Raw genomic sequence first — 21,302 nt, forward strand, 5'->3', positions numbered from 1 at the left:
ACAGGACGACACTCCCCATGTCCCTCGACGTCTCCCCGAAACTCCTCGCCGCAGCCGAGCAGGGCGACATCGGCGAGGAGGACTTCGTGGACACGGTCCGCACGTCCCTCCCCTACGCCTACGACCTGATCGCCTCCCTCGCCACCGACCTCCACGACGGCAAGGCCGAGTTCACCGACAACCAGACCCCTCCCCCCTCGGAACAGGAACGCGGCCAACTCCTGCGCGCCCTGGCCAGCGACGCGATCCGCACCAGCCTGGAACGCCACTTCGGCATCACCCTGGCCTTCCAGAACTGCCACCGCGTCGCGGCGTTCCGCCCGGAGGCGCGCGACGGCGAGACGCACACCCGCTTCACCTCCGCCCGCTCCCAGATCCTGAACCAGTCACCGGAGTTCAGGGACTGCTGACGCTCCCGCCCTCATCCAGAAAGGCCATCACGGCCGCTACGAACAGCCCCCGATCGTCCAGCCAAGGAAAGTGCCCCGCCCCCTTCTGCACGGCCGGCTCGGCGTTCGGGCACAGCCCCGCGTACTCCTTCATCACGCGCGCAGGCGCCGCCACGTCGTACTCCCCGGCGAGGACGAGCACCGGTGAGGGAAACGCGGCGAGGGCGCTGCGGGTGCCATCGGGGTCGAAGGCGCCCTCCGAGGCGTAGTGAGCGGCGGCTTCGTCGTTGCGCTGTCGCTGCTCCGCCGCGCGGAGGGCCCGGGCCTCATCGTCCCACCGGCCGTACCAGAACGGGGCGACGGCGTCCCAGTCGTCGGCCGTCGCCCGGCCGGCCGTGATGGCCTCCAGGGACGCCTGCGCCGGGGCGAACCAGGGTTCGTCCCGGCGCAGGCGTGCCGTCTCCAGGCGGTCCTCGGCGGTGATGCCGAGGCCGACGGCGAAGACGCTGGGCGTGATCAGGGCGAGCCGGTCCACCCGGTCCGGATGGCGGGCCGTGTACAGCGCGGCCAGATTGGCACCGGCGGAGTGCGCGAGCAGATCCAGCCGCTCCAGGCCCAGCTCCTCACGCAGCGCCTCGACATCGGCGACCTGCCGGTCACAACGGTACGACGCCGTGTCCCGCGGCACCGCCGACCGCCCGGTCCCCCTGAGGTCGAGCCGGATGAGGGTGCGGTGGGCGGTCAGGCCGCCCAGATCGCCCAGATAGACCGAGTCCTGCATCGGACCACCGGGGAGACAGACCAGGGGCGGGCCGTCCCCCGTCACGTGGTAGGCGAGGGTGGTGCCGTCGGGAGCGGTGAAGGCAGGCATGATCGCGAGATTGGCAGGGGGCGGAGGCCGGGGACAACTGGATATCCGTGGGTCAGGCAGCTCTGCGTGCCTGACTCCGATGGGTTCGGACGACCTCCGCGTACCGGTGGCCCGTGCCCTTGATCGTGCGCCGCTGCGTCGCGTAGTCGACGTGGACCAGGCCGAACCGCTTGTCGTAGCCGTACGCCCACTCGAAGTTGTCCAGCAGGGACCAGGCGAAGTAGCCGGCCAGCGGGGCGCCCTTGCGGGCGGCGGAGGCGCAGGCCGCGAGGTGTCGCAGCAGGTAGTCCTGCCGCTCGGGGTCGTCGACCGTGCCGTCGGGGCGGACGGCGTCGGGGAAGGCCGAGCCGTTCTCGGTGACGTACAGCCGGCGCGCCCCGTAGTCCTGCGTCAGCCGCAGCAGCAGCGTCTCGATGCCGCTCGCGTCGATCTCCCAGTCCATGCCGGTGCGCGGGACGCCCTCGCGCCGCACGGCCCGGGCGTACGGTGCCGGACCGTCCGGGTCGTCGGCGACGGTCTGCGGGAAGTAGTAGTTCAGGCCCAGCCAGTCCAGGGGCGCGGCGATGGCTGCCGAGTCGCCGGGCTCTTCCGGGAGTTCGACGCCGTAGGCCTCGCGCATGTCGGCCGGGAAGCCGCGGCCGTGCACCGGGTCGAGCCACCAGCGGTTGGTGTGGCCGTCCATGCGGTGGGCGGCGGCGAGGTCCTCCGGGCGGTCGGTGGCGGCGTGGATGGTGGAGAGGTTGTTGACGATGCCGATAAGGGCTCCCGGGGCCGCCGCCCTGACGGCGCGGACCGCCAGGCCGTGGCCGAACAGCAGGTGGTAGGAGGCGCGGACGGCGGCGGTCAGGTCCGTCCAGCCGGGTGCCATCGTGCCCTCCAGGTGGCCGATCCACGCCGAGCAGAGGGGCTCGTTGAGGGTGGCCCAGTGGGTGACGCGGTCGCCGAGGCGCTCCGCCACGACCGAGACGTAGTCGGCGAAGGCGAAGGCCGTGTCGCGCTCCGGCCAGCCGCCCCGGTCCTGGAGCGCCTGCGGCAGGTCCCAGTGGTAGAGGGTGACGGACGGGGTGATGCCGGCGTCCAGCAGACCGTCGATCAGCTCGTCGTAGAAGGCCAGGCCCTTGGCGTTGACCGGGCCGTCGCCGTCCGGGACGACGCGCGGCCAGGCGATCGACAGGCGGTAGGCGTTCACCCCCAGCCGGCGCATCAGGTCGATGTCCTCGCGCCAGCGGTGGTAGTGGTCGCAGGCGGTGTCGCCGTGGTCGCCGCCGGCGGTCTTCCCCGGGGTGTGCGAGAAGGTGTCCCAGATCGACGGTGCGCGGCCGTCCTCCGCCACCGCTCCCTCGATCTGGTACGCCGAGGTGGCCGTGCCCCACAGGAAGTCGTGCGGGAGTGCGGCGAGGTCGATGGTCACGGAAGTCCCTTCGTGAACGGGTGAGTCGGTCACTTGACGGCTCCCGCCGTCAGGCCGGCGACGAGGTAGCGCTGGAGCAGCAGGAAGCCCGCGACCACGGGGACGCTGACGACCAGCGAGGCGGCCATGATCTGGTTCCAGTACACGTCATTGAGGGTGGAGTAGCCCTGGAGGCCGACGGCGAGGGTGCGGGTGGTGTCGTTGGTCATCACCGAGGCGAACAGGACCTCGCCCCAGGCGGTCATGAAGGCGTAGACGGCCACCGCGACGATGCCGGGGACCGCCGCCGGGACGACGATCCGGAACAACGCGCCGAGCGGGCCGCACCCGTCGACCAGCGCCGCCTCGTCCAGATCGCGCGGCACCGAGTCGAAGTAGCCGATCAGCATCCAGATCGAGAACGGCAGGGAGAACGTCAGGTACGTGAGGATCAGGCCGCCGCGCGAGCCGAACAGGGCGATGCCGGTGGCGTTGCCGATGTTGACGTAGATGAGGAACAGCGGCAGGAGGAAGAGGATGCCGGGGAACATCTGCGTCGACAGGACGGTGACCGTGAAGACCCGTTTGCCGCGGAAGTCGTAGCGGCTGACGGCGTAGGCGGAGAAGACCGCGATCACCACCGAGCAGACCGTCGCCGCGCCCGCCACGACGAGGGAGTTGACGAAGTAGCGCGCGAGCGGGACCGTCGACCAGATGTCGATGTACGGGCGGACCGTCAGCTCGCTCGGCAGCCAGCGGAACGTGCCCGTGACGTCCGCCAGGGGCTTCAGCGAGCTGGAGACCATGACGTAGACCGGGACGAGGACGAAGCCCGTCAGCAGGGTGAGGAAGATGCGCCGGGACCACAGGAAGGACCGCGGCGGGGCCAGGGGCGAACTCATGATGCGGTCCTCCGTCCGCGCGAGGTGAGCGCCAGGTACCCGCCCGTCACCAGCAGCAGGAAGAGCAGCAGGAGGACGGACATCGCGGAGCCGGTGCCGAAGTTCCAGGTGACGAAGGACGCCTGGTAGATGTGCACCGAGACCAGGTCGGCGGCCTCCGGGGCGGTCCTGCCGAACAGGACGAACGGCGTGTTGAAGTCGTTGAACGTCCAGAGGAACAGGACGAGGACCAGGACCTGGTTGACGGGGCGCAGGGACGGCAGGGTGATGCGGCGGATCTGCTGCCGGATGCCCGCGCCGTCCAGAGCGGCCGCCTCGTACAGTTCGCGCGGGATGTTCTGGAGACCGGCCGTGACGATGAGGAAGGCGAACGGCCAGCCCTTCCACACGGACACGGTCAGCAGCGCGATGAAGCTGTTGTCGCCGATGAGCCAGAAGGACGGCTTGCCGGTGAGGCCCAGCTGGTCGTGCAGGACGTGGTTCACCAGGCCGTTGTCGTGCTGGAACATGAAGACCCAGGTGATGACGGCCGTGTAGACGGGCAGGGCGTAGGGGACGAGGAACAGGGCCCTCAGCAGGCCGCGGCCCCGGAAGGTGTCCTGCATGCAGATCGCCGCGGCCGTGCCGATGAGCCAGCACAGTCCCACCGACAGCAGGGTGAAGGCGACGGTGACGAGGAAGGAGTGGAGCAGGGCCTCGCCGACGGGGGCGTCGAAGTCCACCGACACCTGGTAGTTGTCGAGGGCGGACCAGGGGGCGGCGCCCCAGTCGCGGATGTAGAACTGTGTGAGCTCCTTGAAGCTCATGACGATGCCGATGGCCATCGGCACCAGGTGGACGAGGAGTTCGAGGAGCAGGGCGGGCAGGAGCAGCAGGTAGGGCAGGCCGGCGCGGCGGCGGGGGGTGCGCGGCGCCGCACCGGGCGAGCTGTTGTGGACCGGCGGCGTGCCGGCGTCAACCGTGGTGGTCATGTCGCTCAGGCCGCCGGCATCTGCTGCTGGGCCTTCTCCAGGGCCGCCTTCACCGAGCCGGTGGTGACCGCGCGCCCGGCGGCGGCGTCGGCGAACAGCTCCTTGACCGCCGTGCCGACCGCCGTCTCGAACTGTGACTCGTCGGCGACCTGCGGCAGCGCGGCGGCGCTCTTGGCGAGGGTGTCCTTCAGCACGGCGTTGGCCGGGGTGGTGAACGCGGCGTCGCTCTGGGCGGACTTCACGGGCGGTATCGAGCCGTAGGCCTTGTTGAGGATCTTCTGCTCGGTGTCGCTGGTCATGAACTTCACGAACGTCGTGGCGCCGTCGAGGTTGTCGGTGTTCTTGAAGACGGCGAGGTTGATGCCCGCGACCATCGAGTTCACCTGCTTTCCGGGGCCGGGGGTGCCGGACTGCACGGGCACGGGTGCGATGCCGTAGTCGTCCTCGCTCATGCCCTGCGACGTGAGGTTGGCGGACGCCGACTGCCACAGCAGCATCGCGGTCCTGCCCTTGGCGAAGTCGCTGACGGACTGGTTCTGCGCGTACTCGGCGTTGCCCGGCGCGATGACCTTGTCCTTGGCCATCAGGTCGACGTACTGCTTGACCGCGGCGACCGTCCCGTCACCGGTGAAGTCGGGCTTGCCGTCAGGGGTGAAGAAGTCGGCGCCGTGCTGCTCGGCGAAGACGAAGGCGTGGTGGACGTTCTCCGACGGGTTCGAACCCTCGGCGCCCAGGCCCCACTTGCCGTCCTTTGACAGCTTCTTGCCGTCGGCGACCAGCTCGTCCCAGGTGGCGGGCGGCTCGGCGATGCCGGCGTCGGCGAACATCTTCTTGTTGTAGTAGAGCGCGTACGCCATCGAGTACAGCGGCACCGCGGCCGGGTCCTGGCCCTGCGCGCCGGTCGAGCCGAGTGCCGAGTCGACGAACCGGTCCTTGCCTCCGATCTTGTCGAAGTTCTTCGCGTCCCACGGCAGCAGCGCGCCGGTGGCCTGGAGCGAGGCGCTCCAGGTGTTGCCGATGTTCAGCACGTCCGGGCCCTGGCCGGAGGTGGTGGCGGTGAGGATCCGGTTCAGCAGGTCGGACCAGGGGACGACCTCCAACTGCACCTTGATCCCGGTCCGCTGCTCGAACTTGTCGAGTTCGGGCTGGAGGACCTTCTTGTCGACCTCGATGCCGGCGCCCTGGTTGGACGCCCAGTACGTGAGCGTCTTGGGCGAGTCGTTCGATCCGCCGCCCGTCGGGGAGCCTCCTCCGCAGGCCGTGGCCGCGAGGGTGAGTGACAGGGTGACGGCACCGGCGGCCGCGGCTCGGATGCTGCGCATGGCTGCTCGTGTCCCTTCCGGGAGTACGTCTCCCCCGTCGAGAGGGAGCCGTCATGGCTTAATTTAGGACGTGAGTTAATCCGCGCCAGGGGACTCCGTCAAGGGTTTGGACACACTCTTGGAACTCTTGCCGCACCCCTTGACGCATCTGTTCCACGGATGAACCATTCAGCGGCGAGAGAGCGCTCCCCGCACCCCACTTCGTTCACTTCCTGAACCAGGAGAGCCGCCCCATGCCCCCTGACTCCCCGTCATCCGGCCTGCCCTCGCCCGCCCGCCGGACCGTCCTCGGTGCCGCCGCGGCGGCCTCCGTGCTCGCGGGCCTGCCCGGCACCGCGACGGCGGCCCCGGCCACCCCGTCCGCCCCTGCCCCCCGGAGGAAACCGCGCGCCCTGCCCGGTGGCGGCGACCTCGGCCCGAACGTGCTGGTCTTCGACCCCGCCACGCCGAACATCCAGGCCAGGCTGGACGAGGTCTTCCGGCGGCAGGAGTCGGCCCAGTTCGGCACCGGCCGCTACCAGCTGCTGTTCAAGCCGGGCGCGTACCACGGCCTCAACGCGCAGATCGGGTTCTACACCTCCATCGCGGGGCTGGGCCTGTCCCCCGACGACACCACCATCAACGGCGACATCACCGTCGACGCGGGCTGGTTCGGCGGCAACGCCACCCAGAACTTCTGGCGTTCGGCGGAGAACCTCGCGGTCGTCCCCGTGAACGGCACCAACCGCTGGGCGGTCTCGCAGGCGGCCCCGTTCCGCCGGATGCATGTGCGCGGCAACCTCAACCTCGCCCCGACCGGCTACGGCTGGTCCAGCGGCGGCTACATCGCCGACAGCCGGATCGACGGCGAGGTCCAGCCGTACTCGCAGCAGCAGTGGTACACCCGGGACAGCGTGATCGGCGGCTGGCTCAACGGCGTGTGGAACATGGTCTTCTCCGGCGTCGAGGGCGCCCCCGCGCAGGGCTTCCCGAACCCGCCGTACACCACGCTCGCCACGACGCCCGTCTCCCGTGAGAAGCCGTTCCTGTACCTCCAGGGCAGCGAGTACCGGGTGTTCCTGCCGGAGAAGCGGACCAACGCCCGCGGCGTCACCTGGGGCAACGGCACCCCGAGAGGCACCTCGCTGCCCCTGTCGCGGTTCTACGTCGCCAAGCCCGGAGTCTCCGCGGCCACGCTCAACCAGGCCCTCGCCCAAGGGCTCCACCTGCTGTTGACACCCGGCATCTACCACCTCGACCAGCCGGTCCGGGTCGACAGGGCCGGCACGGTCGTGCTCGGCCTCGGCTACGCCACGCTCATCCCCGACAACGGCGTCACCGCCCTGAAGGTCGCCGACGTCGGCGGCGTACGCCTCGCCGGGTTCCTCGTCGACGCCGGGCCGGTCAACTCCGCGACCCTGCTGGAGGTCGGCCCGCGCGGTGCCTCCCGGGACCACTCCGCCGACCCGACCACCGTCCAGGACGTGTTCGTCCGCATCGGCGGGGCCGGCCCCGGCAAGGCCACCACCGGCATGGTCGTCAACAGCCGCCACACCATCGTCGACCACACCTGGGTCTGGCGCGCCGACCACGGCGACGGCGTCGGCTGGGAGACCAACCGGGCGGACTACGGCGTCGTCGTCAACGGCCACGACGTGCTGGCGACCGGCCTGTTCGTCGAGCACTTCAACAAGTACGACGTGCAGTGGTTCGGGGAGCGCGGCCGGACGATCTTCTTCCAGAACGAGAAGGCGTACGACGCGCCGAACCAGGCCGCGATCCAGAACGGTTCGACCAAGGGATACGCGGCCTACCGGGTCGGGGACGGCGTCACGACGCACGAGGGCTGGGGTCTGGGCAGCTACTGCTACTACAACGTCGACCCGACGATCGTGCAGCACCACGGGTTCGCCGCCCCGAACCGGCCCGGGGTGCGGTTCCACGACCTGCTCGTGGTCTCGCTGGGCGGCAACGGGCAGTACGAGCGCGTCATCAACGACGCCGGGGCGCCGACGTCGGGGACGTCCACGGTGCCGTCGACGGTGGTGTCCTACCCGTGAGGACCGGCCCCTCCCTTCCGGTCGGAAAGGGAGGGGCCTTCCCGGCGCTACCGCACCGGCGTCGCGACCGGCGCCGGCGCGTAGCCGGTGGGCCGGGCCGTGAAGGTGCCGCGGCCCTGGGTGCGGCTGCGCAACCGGGTCGCGTAGCCGAAGAGTTCGGCCAGCGGCACGGTGGCCGTGACGACCGCCGCGCCCGCCCGGGTGACCGAGCCGGTCACCCGGCCGCGCCGGGCGGCGAGGTCGCCGAGCACGCCGCCCACCGCGTCCTCGGGCACGGTCACCGTGACCTCGACGACCGGCTCCAGCAGGACCATCGCGCAGGCGCGCAGGGCCTCGCGGAGCCCGAGGCGGCCGGCCGTGCGGAACGCCGTGTCCGAGGAGTCCTTCACATGGGTCGCCCCGTCGGTGAGCGTGACGCGCAGCCCGGTCACCGGGTGCCCGCCGAGCGGCCCCTCGGCGAGGGCGTCCCGGCAGCCCGCCTCGACCGCCCGGACGTACTCCTGCGGCACGCGCCCGCCGACGACGGCCGAGCGGAAGTCGAAGCCTCCCTCCTCGTACGGCTCCACGTCGAGGACGACATGGGCGAACTGCCCCGCCCCGCCGTCCTGTTTGACGTGCCGGAACACCAGCCCGGACACACCCCGTGCGACGGTCTCCCGGTAACCGACCCGTGGGCGGCCTACGTTGACCTCCAGCCCGAGATCGCGCCGGAGCTTCTCCACCGCCACCTCCAGATGCAGCTCGCCCATGCCCGACAGCACCGTCTGCCCGGTCTCCCGGTCGGTCCGCACGACCAGCGAGGGATCCTCCTCGGTCAGCCGGGCCAGCCCGGACGCCAGCCGGTCGGTGTCGCCGGCCCTGCGGGACTCGACCGCGACCGACACCACCGGCTCGGGCACGCCCGGCGGTTCCAGGACGAGCGGGGCGTCCGGCGCGCACAAGGTCGAGCCGGCACGGGCCGACTTGAGCCCGACGACGGCGACGATGTCCCCGGCGACCGCCCGGTCCAGCGGGGCGTGCCGGTCGGCCTGGACGCGCAGGATCCGGCCGACGCGCTCGGTGCGTCGCGCGCTCGCGTCCCAGAGGGTGTCTCCCTTCTGGATCGTCCCGGAGTAGATCCGCAGGTAGGTCAGCCGTCCGGTCGGGGTGGCGTGCACCTTGAAGGCGAGGGCGGCCGGCGGAGCCGCCGGATCGGCGGGCCGCTCCCGCTGCCCGCCCTCGTGGCTGCCGCGGACCGGCGGCACGCCCAGCGGCGACGGCAGATAGGCCACCACCGCGTCGAGCAGCGGCTCCACACCCCGGTTGCGGTACGCGGACCCGCACAGCACGACCACGCCCTCGCCGTCCCGGGTGAGGTCCCGCAGCGCCGAGGAGAGGGTCCGCTCGCCGAGCGTGCCCGTGGCGCAGAACTCCTCCAGGGCGCCCGGATGGAGTTCCGCCACGGCCTCCTCCAGCGCCCGGCGGCGTGCGAGGGCCTCGTCCCGGAGGTCGTCCGGCACCGGCGCCTCCTCGAGGGCGTCGCCGTCGGCCCACCGCTGGGCGCGCATGCGTACGAGGTCGACGACGCCGGTGAAGGCGTCCTCCGAGCCGATCGGCAGCTGCACGACCAGCGGGGCGGGGTGCAGTCGCTCCCGGATCGACGCGACGGCCACGTCCAGGTCGGCGCCGGCACGGTCCATCTTGTTGACGAACGCGATCCTCGGTACGCCGTGCCGGTCGGCCTGCCGCCACACCGACTCGCTCTGCGGTTCCACCCCGGCCACCGCGTCGAACACCGCCACCGCGCCGTCGAGGACCCGCAGCGCACGCTCCACCTCGTCGGCGAAGTCGACGTGCCCCGGGGTGTCGATCAGGTTGATCCGGTGACCGTCCCAGGCGCAGCTCACCGCCGCGGCGAAGATGGTGATGCCCCGGTCCCGCTCCTGCGGGTCGAAGTCGGTGACGGTCGTGCCGTCGTGGACCTCGCCGCGCTTGTGCGTGGTTCCGGTGGCGAACAGGATCCGTTCGGTGACGGTGGTCTTGCCGGCGTCGACGTGGGCGAGGATGCCGAGGTTGCGGACGACGGCGAGCGGGTTGTGGTTGGTGCGCACGGCCCAGGGCCTTTCGGAGCGTTCAGGAAAGGGGCAGCGCGATTACCGGGCGAGAAGGGCAGGGCGGCCATGGCCCTGACGGCACGTCAAGGCACGTGATGGCGGCCGGGTGTCGTCCCGGTCAGCCGGTGCCGCCGCGCAGCGGGCACCGGAGCGACGAGGACACGAGGATCACCTCGTAGCGCGGCAGGGAGACGGTGGCAGCGGTGCGGTCACGCACGGCCGTCTCCCTTCGTTCGTCACGACGGTGCGCCGCCCGGGTCGTGGGCGGCGCGGGTACGTGCGTGAGTGTAGGGAGGGCGGGGGGAGCCGGGCCAGGGATTATTCCGGCGGGGTCGGGGTGTCGTGGGTGCGGTACATCGCCTGCACGTCCAGTTCCAGTTGCACGGTGGGGCCGACCACCGCGATGCCCCGGGCCAGCATCGAGCGCCAGTTCAGCGTGTAGTCCTCACGGTGCAGTTCCGCCGTCGCCAGGGCCGCGCAGCGCAGTTCCTGGCCGTAGCCGCCGTTCACGGTGCCGAGGTACGTGGTGTCCAGGGCCACCGAGCGGCTCACGCCGTGCATCGTGAGGGAGCCCAGCAGCGACCACTTGCTGCCGCCCCGGTAGGCGAAGCGCGTGCTCGTGAAGTCGATGTACGGGAAGCGCTCGACGTCCAGGAAGTCGGCAGACCGCAGGTGGTTGTCGCGCGTGGTGTTGCCGGTGGTGATGCTGGAGGCGTCGATGCGGACGCGCACGCGGGAGTCGGCCATGTCCTGGGCGATCTGTATGCCGCCGTCGAAGCGTTCGAAACGGCCGTGCACATGGGCCATGCCGACGTGCTTGGCGATGAACCGGATCGCGGTGTGCGGCGGGTCGAAGAGCCAGGTGCCGGGCGTCGGCAGCTGGAGCGCCTCGGCCGGTTGCAGCCAGACGCGCTCGGTGGGCGTCGAGGTGCCCGCGGCCGTCTCGATCGTCTCGCGGTGCGGCCGCAGGCCCTCGGCCGAGATGAGCAGGCTGTACCGGCCGGGCGGCAGCGCGGCGAGGAAGTAGCCGTAGGGGTCGGTCGTGCCGCGGGCGGCCACCCGGTGGCTGTCCAGGGCGGTGACGGTGACATCCGCGGCGGCCAGGGGCGAGCCCATCGGGTCGACCACCTCGCGGGCGACGGCACCCGCACCGGGTGGGAGGGGGAGGGCGAGGCCCGCCGCCGCGGCCGAGGCGCTCTTGTGCCATCGGCGCCGGAGCAGTGCGAGGGCCATGTCGTTCACCTTTCTTCAGCGGCCCGCGGCGGCGATTCGGCGCACGCCGCCGGCCGCACCTTGCTGCGGTCACACCCCCTTGTCGATCTTGAAGGACCGTGCGGCACGGCGGGTGTCTCATTACGAGACAGTCAGGACCGCTCCCGGAAGGCGTCCGCGTGCTCGGCGGCCCACTGGGCGAAGGTGCGCGCCGGGCGGCCGGTGACCTTCTCGACGGTGCCCGAGACCGTGCGGCCCGCCTCGGGGGTGTTCCCGTACACCTCGAGCAGGAAGCCGATCACGTCCTCCGGCAGGTACGCCGCCCGCCACTGCTCGACGGCCTGCTCCTCGGTCAGCTCGACCAGCGCGATCTCCCGGCCGACGGCGGCGGCGATCGTCTTCACCTTGTCGGCGACGGTGAGCACTTCGGGGCCGGTGATCACGTACTCCTGGCCTGCGTGGCCCTCCTCGGTCAGCGCGACCGCGGCGACGGCGCCGATGTCGCCCTCGTGGACCATGGCACTCAGCCGTGCGACGAACGGCTCCCGCACCTCGCCCGAGGCCGTGATCCCGTCCGCCCACTCCAGGGCGTTGGCCATGAACTCGACCGGCTTGAGCACGGTCCAGTCCACACCGTCGTCGGCACGTACCGCGTCCTCCAGCGGGGTGGGTCCGCCGCCGTGCAGCACGGTGATCCGGCGGACGCCGGCCGAGCGCGCCAGTTCCAGGATGCGCGGGCCGGTCTCCAGCGGAGTGAAGGCGGCACCGCCGAAGGTGATCAGGTGCAGTCCGCTCACACCCTCCAGCGCGGGGGCCAGGCCGTCGGACTCGGTCAGGTCGCCCTCGACGACCTCGACTCCGGCCGGGAAGGCGGCCTTCGCCGCGTCGCGTGTCAGGACACGCACCTCGTGGCCCCGGGCGAGCAGTTCGGCGACGACCTGGCGTCCGACGGTTCCGGTGGCGCCGGTGACAAGAATCCTCTGCGTCTGCGTCATGCCCCGACCTTAGGAAGACTCGCGGTCACCTTGTGTCCGCAAGGCCATCGCAAGACCGGGGCGGGTGGGGCTCTGTTCTCCGTCGCCGGACGAGGCGTCATCGGCGCGGCGGGCGCAGCGCCGTCAGGTCGTCCGGAAGCAGCTGCGGGTGGTACGCCGCCAGGGCCGCGCCGCCGAGCCACCAGCCGCGGTGGACCAGGGCCCGGCACAGGCCGGGGTCGAGGCGGTCGAAAACGGTCGGGACGAGGGCGAGGTGCCGGCCGTCGAAGGCCGGGTCCTCGGGGAAGGCCGCGTGCCATCGGCGCAGGGCGTCCGGGCCGTCCGCCGGGAAGTCGGTGGAGAGCTGGACGAGGACCCCGCGGCGGGCACCGCGCGGCAGTTCACCGTCCGGGCCCGCGGCCCTCGCGCGCTCGAAGCGTTCGACGACGGCACGGGTCCGCAGCGTGGTGCTCTGCCGGTACAGCAGCGAGTTCGCCCGGGCCAGGTCCCGGACCACCGGGACGCGCCCGTACACGCCGGGGCGCAGCAGCCCCCCGGCGTTGAGGACGCACAGGAAGGTGTGCCGGTATCGGTCTGAGTCGATGGCCTCCAGGCCCGTGTTGTCGTACGTACCGCCGTCGAGCAGCGCGGGCGGGTGGGTGGCGCACGGGAAGGGGTCCTGGTCGAGGACGACGGGCGGGAACGCGCCGGGCACCGCCGCGGAGGCGGACACGGCCCGGCTCAGCCGCAGCCGCGTGCCGGCCGTGGGGGCCAGGCCGATGGTGTAGTCGCCGTACACGTCGCGTTCGAAGGTGAAGCGGGCCCCGGTGGTCTGGTTGGCGGCGTTGACGATCCAGCGCACCTCCGGGTCCAGCCGCTCCAGTTCGGTCTCGCCCAGGAACCACTCGTCCAGGCACCTGGCCAGGAGATCCGTACGGGTCGAGGGGCCGAGGGTCCGCCACAGGCCGCCGACGAGGGCACGCTTGAGGGAGCGGGAGGAGACGCGGTCGACGACCGGCGCGACGACCAGCTCGTCGACGGCGTCCGCGGTGAAGTTCTCCCGCCGCAGCGCGGGCCAGGCGGTCGCCAGGCAGCCGTTGGCGATCGAACCGCCGGACACGGACGAGGAGTACCGCAGCCGGGGAAGCAGCCCGGTGTCGGCCAGCAGCCGCACGAAGCCCAGGGCGGCGAGAGTGGCACGGAACCCGCCGCCGGACAGGGCGAGCGCGACCGGGTGGTCGGTGGCCGGTGGTTCGGCAGGGCGGAGGGCGTCACCGCAGGGACGCGCCGTGAGGCCGGTGCCGGCAGCCGGCGAGTCCACGGCCCACTGCGGACCGGCGCCCGGCACGGCGCCGGCCGGAAGCGCGGAAGGGGCGGAGGGGGCGGAAGGGGCGGGGGGCCGCCGGGAGGTGGTCATGGCGGGTCTCCGATCGTGATGAGGAGCGCTTGCTCGGCGGGCGCCCGGACGTCGACGCCGAAGGCGCGGCCCTCGCTCAGTCGCGTCAGTTCCTCCTCGGCGAACGGGATGTGGTTGGTCAGGTGGACGACGTACTCGTCGTCCGGTGCCCGGGACTCGACGAGCCAGCGCAGGGTGTCCTCGCTGGGGTGGTGGTGGCGGACGCCGTCGGCGGATATCACGTAGTGGTCGGCCCGCACCTGCTCGAAGAAGCCTGCTTCCACGTTGCGGTCACTGCCGTGGTGCGGCAGTTTGAGCAGGTCGATATGGAAGGGTTCCGAGTCGTCGAGCAGGCCCAGTTCGCGCAGCCCGGTCAGGACGCGGTCGCCGCGGGCGTCACCGGTGAGCAGAGCGGTGCGGCCCTCGTGGCGCAGCAGCAGGACGATGCTGGAGAGGTTCGGCACCGACCCGTCGGTGTAGCCCGCGGTGATGACGTCGGGATCGCCGCGCTGTTTCGCCTTGCGCCAGCGTCCCTCCAGCTCCTCCAGCGCTTCCTGGTCCGGCGCGACGACCGTGACGTCCAGGTCGTCGAGGACCGCCTCGGCGCCCTCGGTGAGCGGGCCGCCGAACGGGGCGTTGCCGTCCAGGTGCAGCGCGGTCGCCGCGTTGCGGATGTCGCGGCCCTGCTGGTAGCTCGCCCCGACCGCCGCGTCGGTGGCGGCGCGTTCGAGGAGCGGCCGGACGGAGGCGCTCAGCCCGGGGGCACGCCGGTCGACGAGTTCCTCCACGGAGTTGAACCACAGGGCGTCCACCGCGTACGGCAGGGCGTCCCCGTCCTGCTGGGCCTGCCGCATGTCGCGGAAGAGCCGGACGAGCCCGCCGGCGTGGTCGTCGTCGACATGGGAGAGGCACACGACGTCGAGGTGCGGCGCAGCGCCGCCGCCCGGTCCGCCGAGCTGCCGCAGCCGGCCGCGGAGCGTGGCCCGGTAGACGTCTCCGGGACCGCCGTCGACGAGCATGACCCGCTCGGGGGGTGTGCCCCAGTGGACGAGGAAGCAGTCGCCGTGGCGGGCGTCGAGGAAATCGAACGTGAGCATGTCGGCTCCTGGCTGGTGGACCGATCCGTCAGACGGACTGGATGGCACGCAGCACGTCGACGAGCCCATGGCCCTGGAAGTGGCGTTCGCGGGCCAGGTCCGTCGCCGTGGCGCACAGGATCTCCTTCACGCGTTCCGGGCGGCCGATCAACTCCCGGTTGCGGGCCAGCAGCATGGCCGCGGCTCCGCTGACATGGGCCGCCGCCTGGCTGGTGCCGTGCATGGCGGCGATGCCCTCGCCGGGGATGGGGCCGTCGATGTCCTCCCCCGGGGCGACCAGGTCGGGCTTGGGCCGACCGTCGCCGGTGGGGCCGCGGCTGGAGAAGTAGCTGACGCCGTGGCGGTGCGGGTTGCTGCGGTGGGTGGAGCCGACGGTGATGACGGACTCCGCGTTCCCGGGGTCGGAGATGCTGATGTTCCGGTAGTCGGAGCCCAGGGTCCGCGCGGTGCCGGCGAACCCCGCGTTGCCGGCCGCCGTCACGACCACGACGCCCGACCGGGTCAGGCGGTCGCACTCGACGCACACGGGTGTCCACCCGGTGGAGTGGCTGGCGACGTCGTGCGGGACCGACAGGCTGATGTTGACCCCGGCGACGATGAACCGCCCGGCCGTCTCGTTGATGTGACGGATCGCCTGGAGCGCGGTGACGATGGAGAACTCGTCGCCTCCGCCGTCGTCGTCGAGGACCCGGAAGTCGTACAGCCGGATGTGCGGGCAGATGCCGCGGAAGTCCAGCTCCGGCCAGCAGCCGCCGATGATGCCGGCGATGTGGGTGCCGTGCTGGTCGCCGGGCGTCGGCCGGGCGGGCCGCCCCGGGGACGGGGTGGTCTCCACGGACGGCAGGGCGGCCGCCCAGTTGACCAGGCCGCCCACGAGCACGTCCGCGGAGAGTTTCTCCCGTACGCCGGTGAAGTCGAAGGAGCGGGCGATGCGCGTCTCGAGCTGCTGCGGCGTGGGGCCGGTGGTGTCCCAGTCGTGGAAGGCGGGGTGCCGCGGGTCGATGCCGCTGTCGACCACGGCCCAGCCGATGGAGGCGGTGTCCACCGAGAAGACCTGCTCCGCCGCGTCGGCTTTGATCGTCCGGCGGGACCGTACGACCGCTCCGGTCGCGGGCCGGTTCGTCGTCACGGAGACGACCGGGTACTTCTGTCTTCGGTCGACCACCCGTCCGACGGGTGCGTGCGGCCGGCGCGCGGGGCCGGTGTCCACGACGACGGCGTCCAGCATGTCGACGAGTACGTCCGTCACGGCCCGTTCCCGCGTCTCGTCCCGGGCGAGGTCCGGCCGCGCGTTCCGCACCACGCGGTGCAGCAGCCTCAGCAGCCAGGTGACGTGGCGGCCGCGCTCCTGGCGGCGTTCCATGCTGTCGTGGATCTCGCTGGTGGCCGGGGTCCTGACGTGTCCGGCGAGGGCTGCTTCGATACTCTCGGTCCCGCCGCCGCGGGCGAGTTCGTGGGCGACGCGCACCGCACCGGCCAGGCTGGTGAGGGGCAGGATGTCGCTGACGAGTTCCTTGAGGGTCAGCTGCGCCGCCACGAAGCTGCCGGCGGCGATCGGACGGCACTTCTCCATCAGCCCGCGGCTCTGGAATCGCTCCAGCACCTGCTCGACGCCGTACTCCTCACGGATCGCGAGAATCAGGTCCTGCCGTCCCCGCTCCCCCGTCCGGGCCGCCGCTGCCGGACCGGCGCCGGCGCCCGGGCCGTCGGCGTCCCCCCGCGAGGACGGCGGCCGGGCGAACGCCAGCCATACGTCGAAGTGCACGGGGCAGTAGGTGGCCCACAGGACAGGTACGGGGCCCTCCCCGTAGAACACTGCTGAGAGGTCGGCTCGGTCCATGTGGACTCCCGGTGCGCGTGCGTGCGGCCCTGCGCAAGGCGTGGGAGACGGCGGCAGCGGCCGAGGGCCTGTTTCCATGCTCCACCCAGGTCAGGGGCGCTGCAACCGCACGGGCCGGGCGGCAGCGCGCTGACGCCGCATCAGGCAGTCTGGGGTGATGCCGGGTCACGGCGGTGGGGGCGGCTGACAGCGGGTGGGGGTCTGACGGCGGCTCCTACGGCGTCACGGGCGGCCCGCCGTCGTACGCCGCCCGCAGCACCGAGCGGACCCCCTCCGCCGTCACTTCGCGCGGGTTGGCGTAGGGCTCGCCCGCGACCCGGTCCGCCGCGGGTGCCAGATCGCTTTCCCGCAGGCCGAGTTCGGCGAGGGAGCGAGGTGCGCCGAGGCGGGCGGCCAGGTCCCACAGGGCACGCGGCGCGTTGTCGGTGTCGAGGGCGCGGCACAGTACGGTCAGCGCCTGGGGCGCGGCGGGGGCGTTGTGGGCGAGGGCGTGGGGCAGGACCACGGTGTGCGTCTGGGCGTGCGGCAGCCCGTAGGTGCCGCCCAGGACGTGGCACAGCTTGTGGTGCAGCCCCATCGTGGTCGAGCCGAGGCACGAGCCGCACAGCCATGCCGCGTACAGCGCCCGGCTGCGCGCGTCCAGGTTCTGCGGGTCGGCGGCCAGTCGCGGCAGCGCCTCGGCCATGGCCCGCACGCCCTCCTCGGCCATGACCGAGACCAGCGGCGAGGTGTCCGGGGCGTAGAGCGCCTCGACCGCGTGCGCGAGCGCGTTGACGCCGCTGGTCACGGTCAGCGGCACGGGCAGCGAGAGGGTGAGCCGGGGGTCGTAGACGACGCTGCGGGGCTGGACGACCGGGTCACGGCCGGTGCGCTTGGTGCCGTGGTCGGTCAGGCCCCACACGGGCGTCATCTCGGAACCCGAGTAGGTCGAGGGCACGGCGATCAGCGGCAGTCCGGTGCGCAGGGCGATCGCCTTGCCGAGCCCGATCGCGGAGCCGCCGCCGACCGCGACGCAGCCGTCCGCCCCGGCCGCCCGTACCGCCGCGACGGCCCGGTCGGCGTCCTCGACGGGCACGTGCATCCGGGCCTCGGCGTGCACTCCCGCGCACGCGTCGCCGAGCGCGTCCGCGACCGCCCGGGCGACGGCTTCGCCCCTGCTGCCGCAGACCACGAGCAGCCGCCGCAGGCCCAGGCGTGCGGCCTCCCCCGGGGTCGCGGTGACGGCCGCGCCGGGCCGGAAGACGACCCGCACGGGCCGGGTCTCGTACGAGAACTCGCTGCGGAACGTCATGCGGCACGCTCCAGGACGAGGTCGAAGCGGGCGTGCCGGAAGGGGTTGGGCACGCCGAACTCACGGGCCAGGGAGGGGTCGTCGGTCTCCGCGAAGTCCTGGACCAGGCTCTGTTTCACGGCGAACACCGCGTCGGAGTCGAGGTAGTCGCCGCCGGCCACGAAGATGTGCGTGGTGAGGGGCGTGTGTCCCTCGGCCGTGGCGATGAAGTGGATGTGCGCGGGACGGTAGGGGTGCCGCCCGGTCGCGCGCAGCAGGCCGCCGACCGGGCCGTCGGTGGGGATCGGGTACGCCGCCGGGACGCAGGTGCGGAACCAGAAGCGGCCCTCGGTGTCGGCGGTGAACAGGCCGCGTCCGTTGCCCGCGGGCTGGACGCCGGGCTGCTGGACGTCGTAGAAGCCCTTGTCGTCGGCCTGCCAGACGTCGACGACGGCGCCGGGCAGCGGGGTGCCGTCCTCGGACCGTACCCGGCCGCTGACGACGCACGGTGCGCCGCCGCCGACCAGGTCGATGTCGTCGCCGAGTTCCCGGACCGGGGACTCGGTCATGTGGAACGGGCCGAGCACGGTCGATTCGGTGGCCCCCGGGGCGCGATGGCCGTGGACGGTCTCCACCAGCATGGACAGCCCGAGCACGTCCGACAGCAGGATGAACTCCTGCCGGGTGTCGGTACAGGCCTGCCCGGTCGCCGTCAGAAAGGCGATCGCCCGCTCCCACTCCTCCTGGGTCAGCCGGGTCTCGCGCGCGAAGTCGTGCAGATGGCGGACGAGGCCGGTGAGCAGCTCGCGCAGCCGCGGGTCGGCGGTCCCCCGGAGGCTGGCGAGGGCCTGCTCGGTGACGTCGGCCCCGGTCGCTTCGGTGGTCATCCCGGCTCCTCGCTGTCGACGTCCGCTGCTTCCCTTGCTTCCATGATTGCTCGTTCAGGCGCGTCCGAGGATGCTCCGCAACGCGTCCGTGAGCAGTTCGCCGGCGTCCGGTGCGGCGGACGCGTGCCGGAAGGCGACGAAGCCGTCGGGGCGCACGAGCAGGGCACCCGCGTCGGAGATCTCGCTCAGGCGCGACCAGTCTCCGTACGGGTCCTCGTACTCCTGCCCGGGACCGATCACCACGGTGGCGATCTCCACTTCCTGCGCCCCGGCCGCCCGCACCCAGTCCTCTCCCCCGATGCCGGTGAGCAGGGTGAAGCGGCCCCGGCCGACCGTGTCGAGGGTGGACAGCGTGCGGGAGCCGGAGGTGATCCAGGCGTGCGGGAGCCGGGCGCCGGGGCGGGAGGACGGCTGGTGGTGCAGCTCGGGGTCGCGGGCGAAGCCGGGGTCGGGCGTGCCGTCCGGGACGATCGCGCCGGAGCGGTAGCGCTGGTTGAGGTCGACGCCGTGCGCGTTGAACTCGTACGCCTTGAAGGCGATCGCCTCGCGCAGCTCGGCGCGTTGTTTCCCGGCGGCCTCGGTGGTGTCCTTGCGGGCGGCGATGTTGGCCCACAGCTGCTCGGGGGTCTGCGGGGAGAGTCCGTCGAGGGCCTCGAAGATCGGGGCGGTCTCGCGGATGGACTGGTTGGCGCGGGTGACGATCTGCCGGCCGATGGGCGCGCGTTCGGCGGTGTAGCTGTCGAGCAGCCTGGGGTGGGCGGTGCCGTCGAGGACGAGTTTGAGCTTCCAGGCCAGGTTGTAGGCGTCCTGGATGGAGGTGTTGGAGCCGAGGCCGTTGGACGGGGGATGCCGGTGCACGGCGTCGCCGGCGCAGAAGACGCGGCCGTTGGCGTAGCTCTCCGCGTACATCTCGTTGACGGTCCAGGCTGAGGACGACTTGACCGTCACGGGGATGTCGTCGTCGCCGACGAGCTTGCGCACGACGGACTCGGCGTACTCCGTGGTCAGGTCGGGGGCGCCCGCGGCGACGTCGTAGCCCCACACGATCAGCCACTCGGTCCAGGGACGGACACAGCGCACCAGGCCCGCGCCGATGCCGCCGACGGTCGCGCCGGGCGCGAGGACCCAGTACAGCGTGGACGGGCGATGGGCGGTGTACCGCGTCAGGTCCGCCTCGAAGACGATGTTGATGCTGCCGGCCACGCCCATCTGGCCGCCCATCGGCAGTCCGGCGTCGGTGGCGACCTTGGACCGTCCGCCGTCGGCACCGATCAGGTACTGGGCACGGATCTCGTACGTGTCCCCGCGCAGCCGGTCGCGGACGGTGGCCGTGACGCCGTCGGCGTCCTGGGTGTGCGAGAGGTACTCGGTCTCGAAGCGCAGCCGGGTGCCGCGGGCGACGGCCGCGTTCACGAGGACCGGCTCCATGAGGTGCTGCGGCATGTCGCACATGCGGGTGGGGCTGGCGAGTTCGTGTTCGGCCTGCGCGAGCGGGTCGTTGCCCCAGGAGCGCACCCGGCCCAGTTCCTCGCCCGCGAGGCTGGTGCAGAACGTCGTGTTGCCCATCAGGTGCTGCGGGGTGGCCTGCGCGATGACGTCCTGTTCCACGCCGAGGTCGCGCAGCACCTCCATGGTGCGCTGGTTGGTGATGTGCGCGCGGGGCGTGTCGGCGAGGCTCGCGTAGCGGGTCACCACGATGTTGGGCACGCCGTAGGTGCTCAGGGCGAGCGCGGCCGAGGCACCGGCGGGGCCGCTGCCCACGATCAGGACGTCGGTCTCGACGACGGTGGACACGGGGCGCTCCTGCGGGAATCTCGGGGCGGACAACGAGCGTCCATGATCATGGGGTGGTTGGGCCGGTCGCGGGTGTCTCATTACGAGACACCTGGTGGGTGGCGGGTCCGTGAGGGGCGCCAGGGGACAGCAGTTGTTGCCCGTTCAACCGAACCCGCTACGGTGTTGCATGCCGTGACCACGACCGAGCCTTCCCCCGCAGCCACCGCCCGGCCCTCGCTGCGTCTCGCCCGCGAGCGGTTCCTGTCGGGGTGTCCGCTGCCCGGTGGCGTTCCCGAGGAGGTCGTCGCGGCGTGGCGGCGGGCGCGGTTCTTCGGTGTGCCGCACGACTTGAAGGAGCCGGCCGTCCCTCCCTCCCGACCGGTGGAGTCGGCGCTGCTCGGTGCCGCCCGGCCGGTGCTCGACCGGATCGTCCCGGCCCTGGACACGGACCGGTCCCTCCTCGTCCTGACCGACGAGCGGCTGCGCGTGCTGTGGAGCGCGGGGAGCGTACCCGGGCTCGAACCGTGTCCCGTCCTGTCGGAGCAGGAGGTCGGCAACAACAGCGCGGCTCTCGCCCTGCGCACCCGGCGCCGGGCCGAGGTGCACGGGCCCGAGCACTTCCTCGACCGGTGGCAGGACGTGTCCGCCGTGAGCGTTCCGGTGCTCGCCCCGGAGGGCGGCCGGGTCGTCGGCACGCTGACCGTCGCGTCGCTCACGTCGCGGCTGGGCGCCTCGGGTTCGCCGCATCCTCATGCGGCACTCGCCGAGGCCGCCGCCGCGGCGGTCGAGACGGAGCTGCGTGCGCGGGCGGGGCGGGCTGAGCGGGTGTTGCTGGACGCGTATCTGCGGGCGGCGGGGGGATCGGGCCGGGGG

At 72.3% G+C, this 21,302-nt stretch carries 17 protein-coding genes; 3 read left to right on the forward strand and 14 right to left on the reverse strand.

The genetic code is table 11. The annotated features are described in order from the left end of the window. Positions 1 to 17 precede the first annotated feature (17 nt). A complete protein-coding gene (locus GTY47_RS33735; RefSeq protein WP_010043130.1) occupies positions 18 to 410 on the forward strand; it encodes an SCO5389 family protein in 393 nt (130 codons plus the stop codon). On the opposite strand, the gene GTY47_RS33740 is transcribed toward GTY47_RS33735, so the two are convergent. From GTY47_RS33740 to GTY47_RS33760, 5 genes are read right to left on the reverse strand one after another with little or no spacing between them, the layout of a single operon-like run. After that, the gene (locus tag GTY47_RS33740; protein WP_010043131.1) at positions 397 to 1,260 is read right to left on the reverse strand and encodes an alpha/beta hydrolase; all 864 of its coding nucleotides are present in this window, start codon (positions 1,258 to 1,260) and stop codon (positions 397 to 399) included. The genes GTY47_RS33735 and GTY47_RS33740 overlap by 14 nt on opposite strands. Positions 1,261 to 1,312: 52 nt before the next feature. After that, a complete protein-coding gene (locus tag GTY47_RS33745) occupies positions 1,313 to 2,671 on the reverse strand; it encodes a GH1 family beta-glucosidase (RefSeq protein WP_010043132.1) in 1,359 nt (452 codons plus the stop codon). Between the two features lie 29 nt (positions 2,672 to 2,700). Beyond that, positions 2,701 to 3,540, reverse strand: coding sequence for a carbohydrate ABC transporter permease (locus GTY47_RS33750; protein WP_029181392.1), 840 nt, complete (start codon positions 3,538 to 3,540; stop codon positions 2,701 to 2,703). 8 nt (positions 3,541 to 3,548) lie between these two features. Further along, positions 3,549 to 4,523, reverse strand: coding sequence for a sugar ABC transporter permease (locus GTY47_RS33755; protein WP_010043138.1), 975 nt, complete (start codon positions 4,521 to 4,523; stop codon positions 3,549 to 3,551). Between the two features lie 5 nt (positions 4,524 to 4,528). After that, on the reverse strand, positions 4,529 to 5,845 hold the full coding sequence (locus tag GTY47_RS33760) for a sugar ABC transporter substrate-binding protein (protein ID WP_010043140.1): 1,317 nt from the start codon (positions 5,843 to 5,845) through the stop codon (positions 4,529 to 4,531). 233 nt (positions 5,846 to 6,078) lie between these two features. Between GTY47_RS33760 and GTY47_RS33765 the strand changes: the two genes are divergently transcribed. Continuing rightward, the gene (locus tag GTY47_RS33765) at positions 6,079 to 7,884 is read left to right on the forward strand and encodes a hypothetical protein (RefSeq protein ID WP_010043141.1); all 1,806 of its coding nucleotides are present in this window, start codon (positions 6,079 to 6,081) and stop codon (positions 7,882 to 7,884) included. Positions 7,885 to 7,931: 47 nt separating this feature from the next. Here the strand turns inward: GTY47_RS33765 and fusA are convergent, their stop codons facing one another. From fusA to GTY47_RS33810, 9 genes are all read right to left on the reverse strand, one after another. Then, positions 7,932 to 9,974 (reverse strand): elongation factor G, encoded by a 2,043-nt coding sequence (gene fusA, locus GTY47_RS33770; protein WP_010043143.1) that lies wholly within the window; start codon positions 9,972 to 9,974, stop codon positions 7,932 to 7,934. Between the two features lie 321 nt (positions 9,975 to 10,295). Next, positions 10,296 to 11,210, reverse strand: coding sequence for a YceI family protein (locus GTY47_RS33775; RefSeq protein WP_029181393.1), 915 nt, complete (start codon positions 11,208 to 11,210; stop codon positions 10,296 to 10,298). Between the two features lie 131 nt (positions 11,211 to 11,341). After that, positions 11,342 to 12,184 carry an NAD(P)H-binding protein gene (locus GTY47_RS33780; protein ID WP_010043145.1) on the reverse strand — a complete coding sequence of 281 codons (843 nt, stop codon included), beginning with the start codon at positions 12,182 to 12,184 and terminating at the stop codon, positions 11,342 to 11,344. A gap of 97 nt (positions 12,185 to 12,281) precedes the next feature. After that, on the reverse strand, positions 12,282 to 13,580 hold the full coding sequence (locus GTY47_RS33785; protein WP_010043149.1) for a patatin-like phospholipase family protein: 1,299 nt from the start codon (positions 13,578 to 13,580) through the stop codon (positions 12,282 to 12,284). After that, positions 13,577 to 14,656: a hypothetical protein gene (locus tag GTY47_RS33790; RefSeq protein ID WP_010043152.1), complete on the reverse strand. Its 1,080-nt coding sequence runs from the start codon at positions 14,654 to 14,656 to the stop codon at positions 13,577 to 13,579. The genes GTY47_RS33785 and GTY47_RS33790 overlap by 4 nt, the downstream gene beginning before the upstream one ends. Positions 14,657 to 14,684: 28 nt before the next feature. Further along, positions 14,685 to 16,496 (reverse strand): S8 family serine peptidase, encoded by a 1,812-nt coding sequence (locus tag GTY47_RS33795; RefSeq protein WP_029181394.1) that lies wholly within the window; start codon positions 16,494 to 16,496, stop codon positions 14,685 to 14,687. Positions 16,497 to 16,710: 214 nt separating this feature from the next. Further along, the gene (locus GTY47_RS33800; protein WP_010043156.1) at positions 16,711 to 17,787 is read right to left on the reverse strand and encodes a maleylacetate reductase; all 1,077 of its coding nucleotides are present in this window, start codon (positions 17,785 to 17,787) and stop codon (positions 16,711 to 16,713) included. Next, positions 17,784 to 18,653, reverse strand: a complete 870-nt coding sequence (locus tag GTY47_RS33805; protein ID WP_010043158.1) for an intradiol ring-cleavage dioxygenase — start codon at positions 18,651 to 18,653, stop codon at positions 17,784 to 17,786. Before GTY47_RS33805 ends, GTY47_RS33800 begins: the two co-directional genes overlap by 4 nt. A 54-nt stretch (positions 18,654 to 18,707) precedes the next feature. After that, a complete protein-coding gene (locus tag GTY47_RS33810; protein WP_010043159.1) occupies positions 18,708 to 20,447 on the reverse strand; it encodes an FAD-dependent monooxygenase in 1,740 nt (579 codons plus the stop codon). 174 nt (positions 20,448 to 20,621) lie between these two features. Here GTY47_RS33810 and GTY47_RS33815 point away from each other — a divergent pair. After that, the coding region (locus tag GTY47_RS33815) for a GAF domain-containing protein (protein ID WP_010043161.1) at positions 20,622 to 21,302 on the forward strand (681 nt) is incomplete at its 3' end.

The sequence above is a fragment of the Streptomyces sp. SID5464 genome (genome assembly GCF_009862985.1).
Classification (GTDB): Bacteria; Actinomycetota; Actinomycetes; order Streptomycetales; family Streptomycetaceae; genus Streptomyces; species Streptomyces chartreusis_D.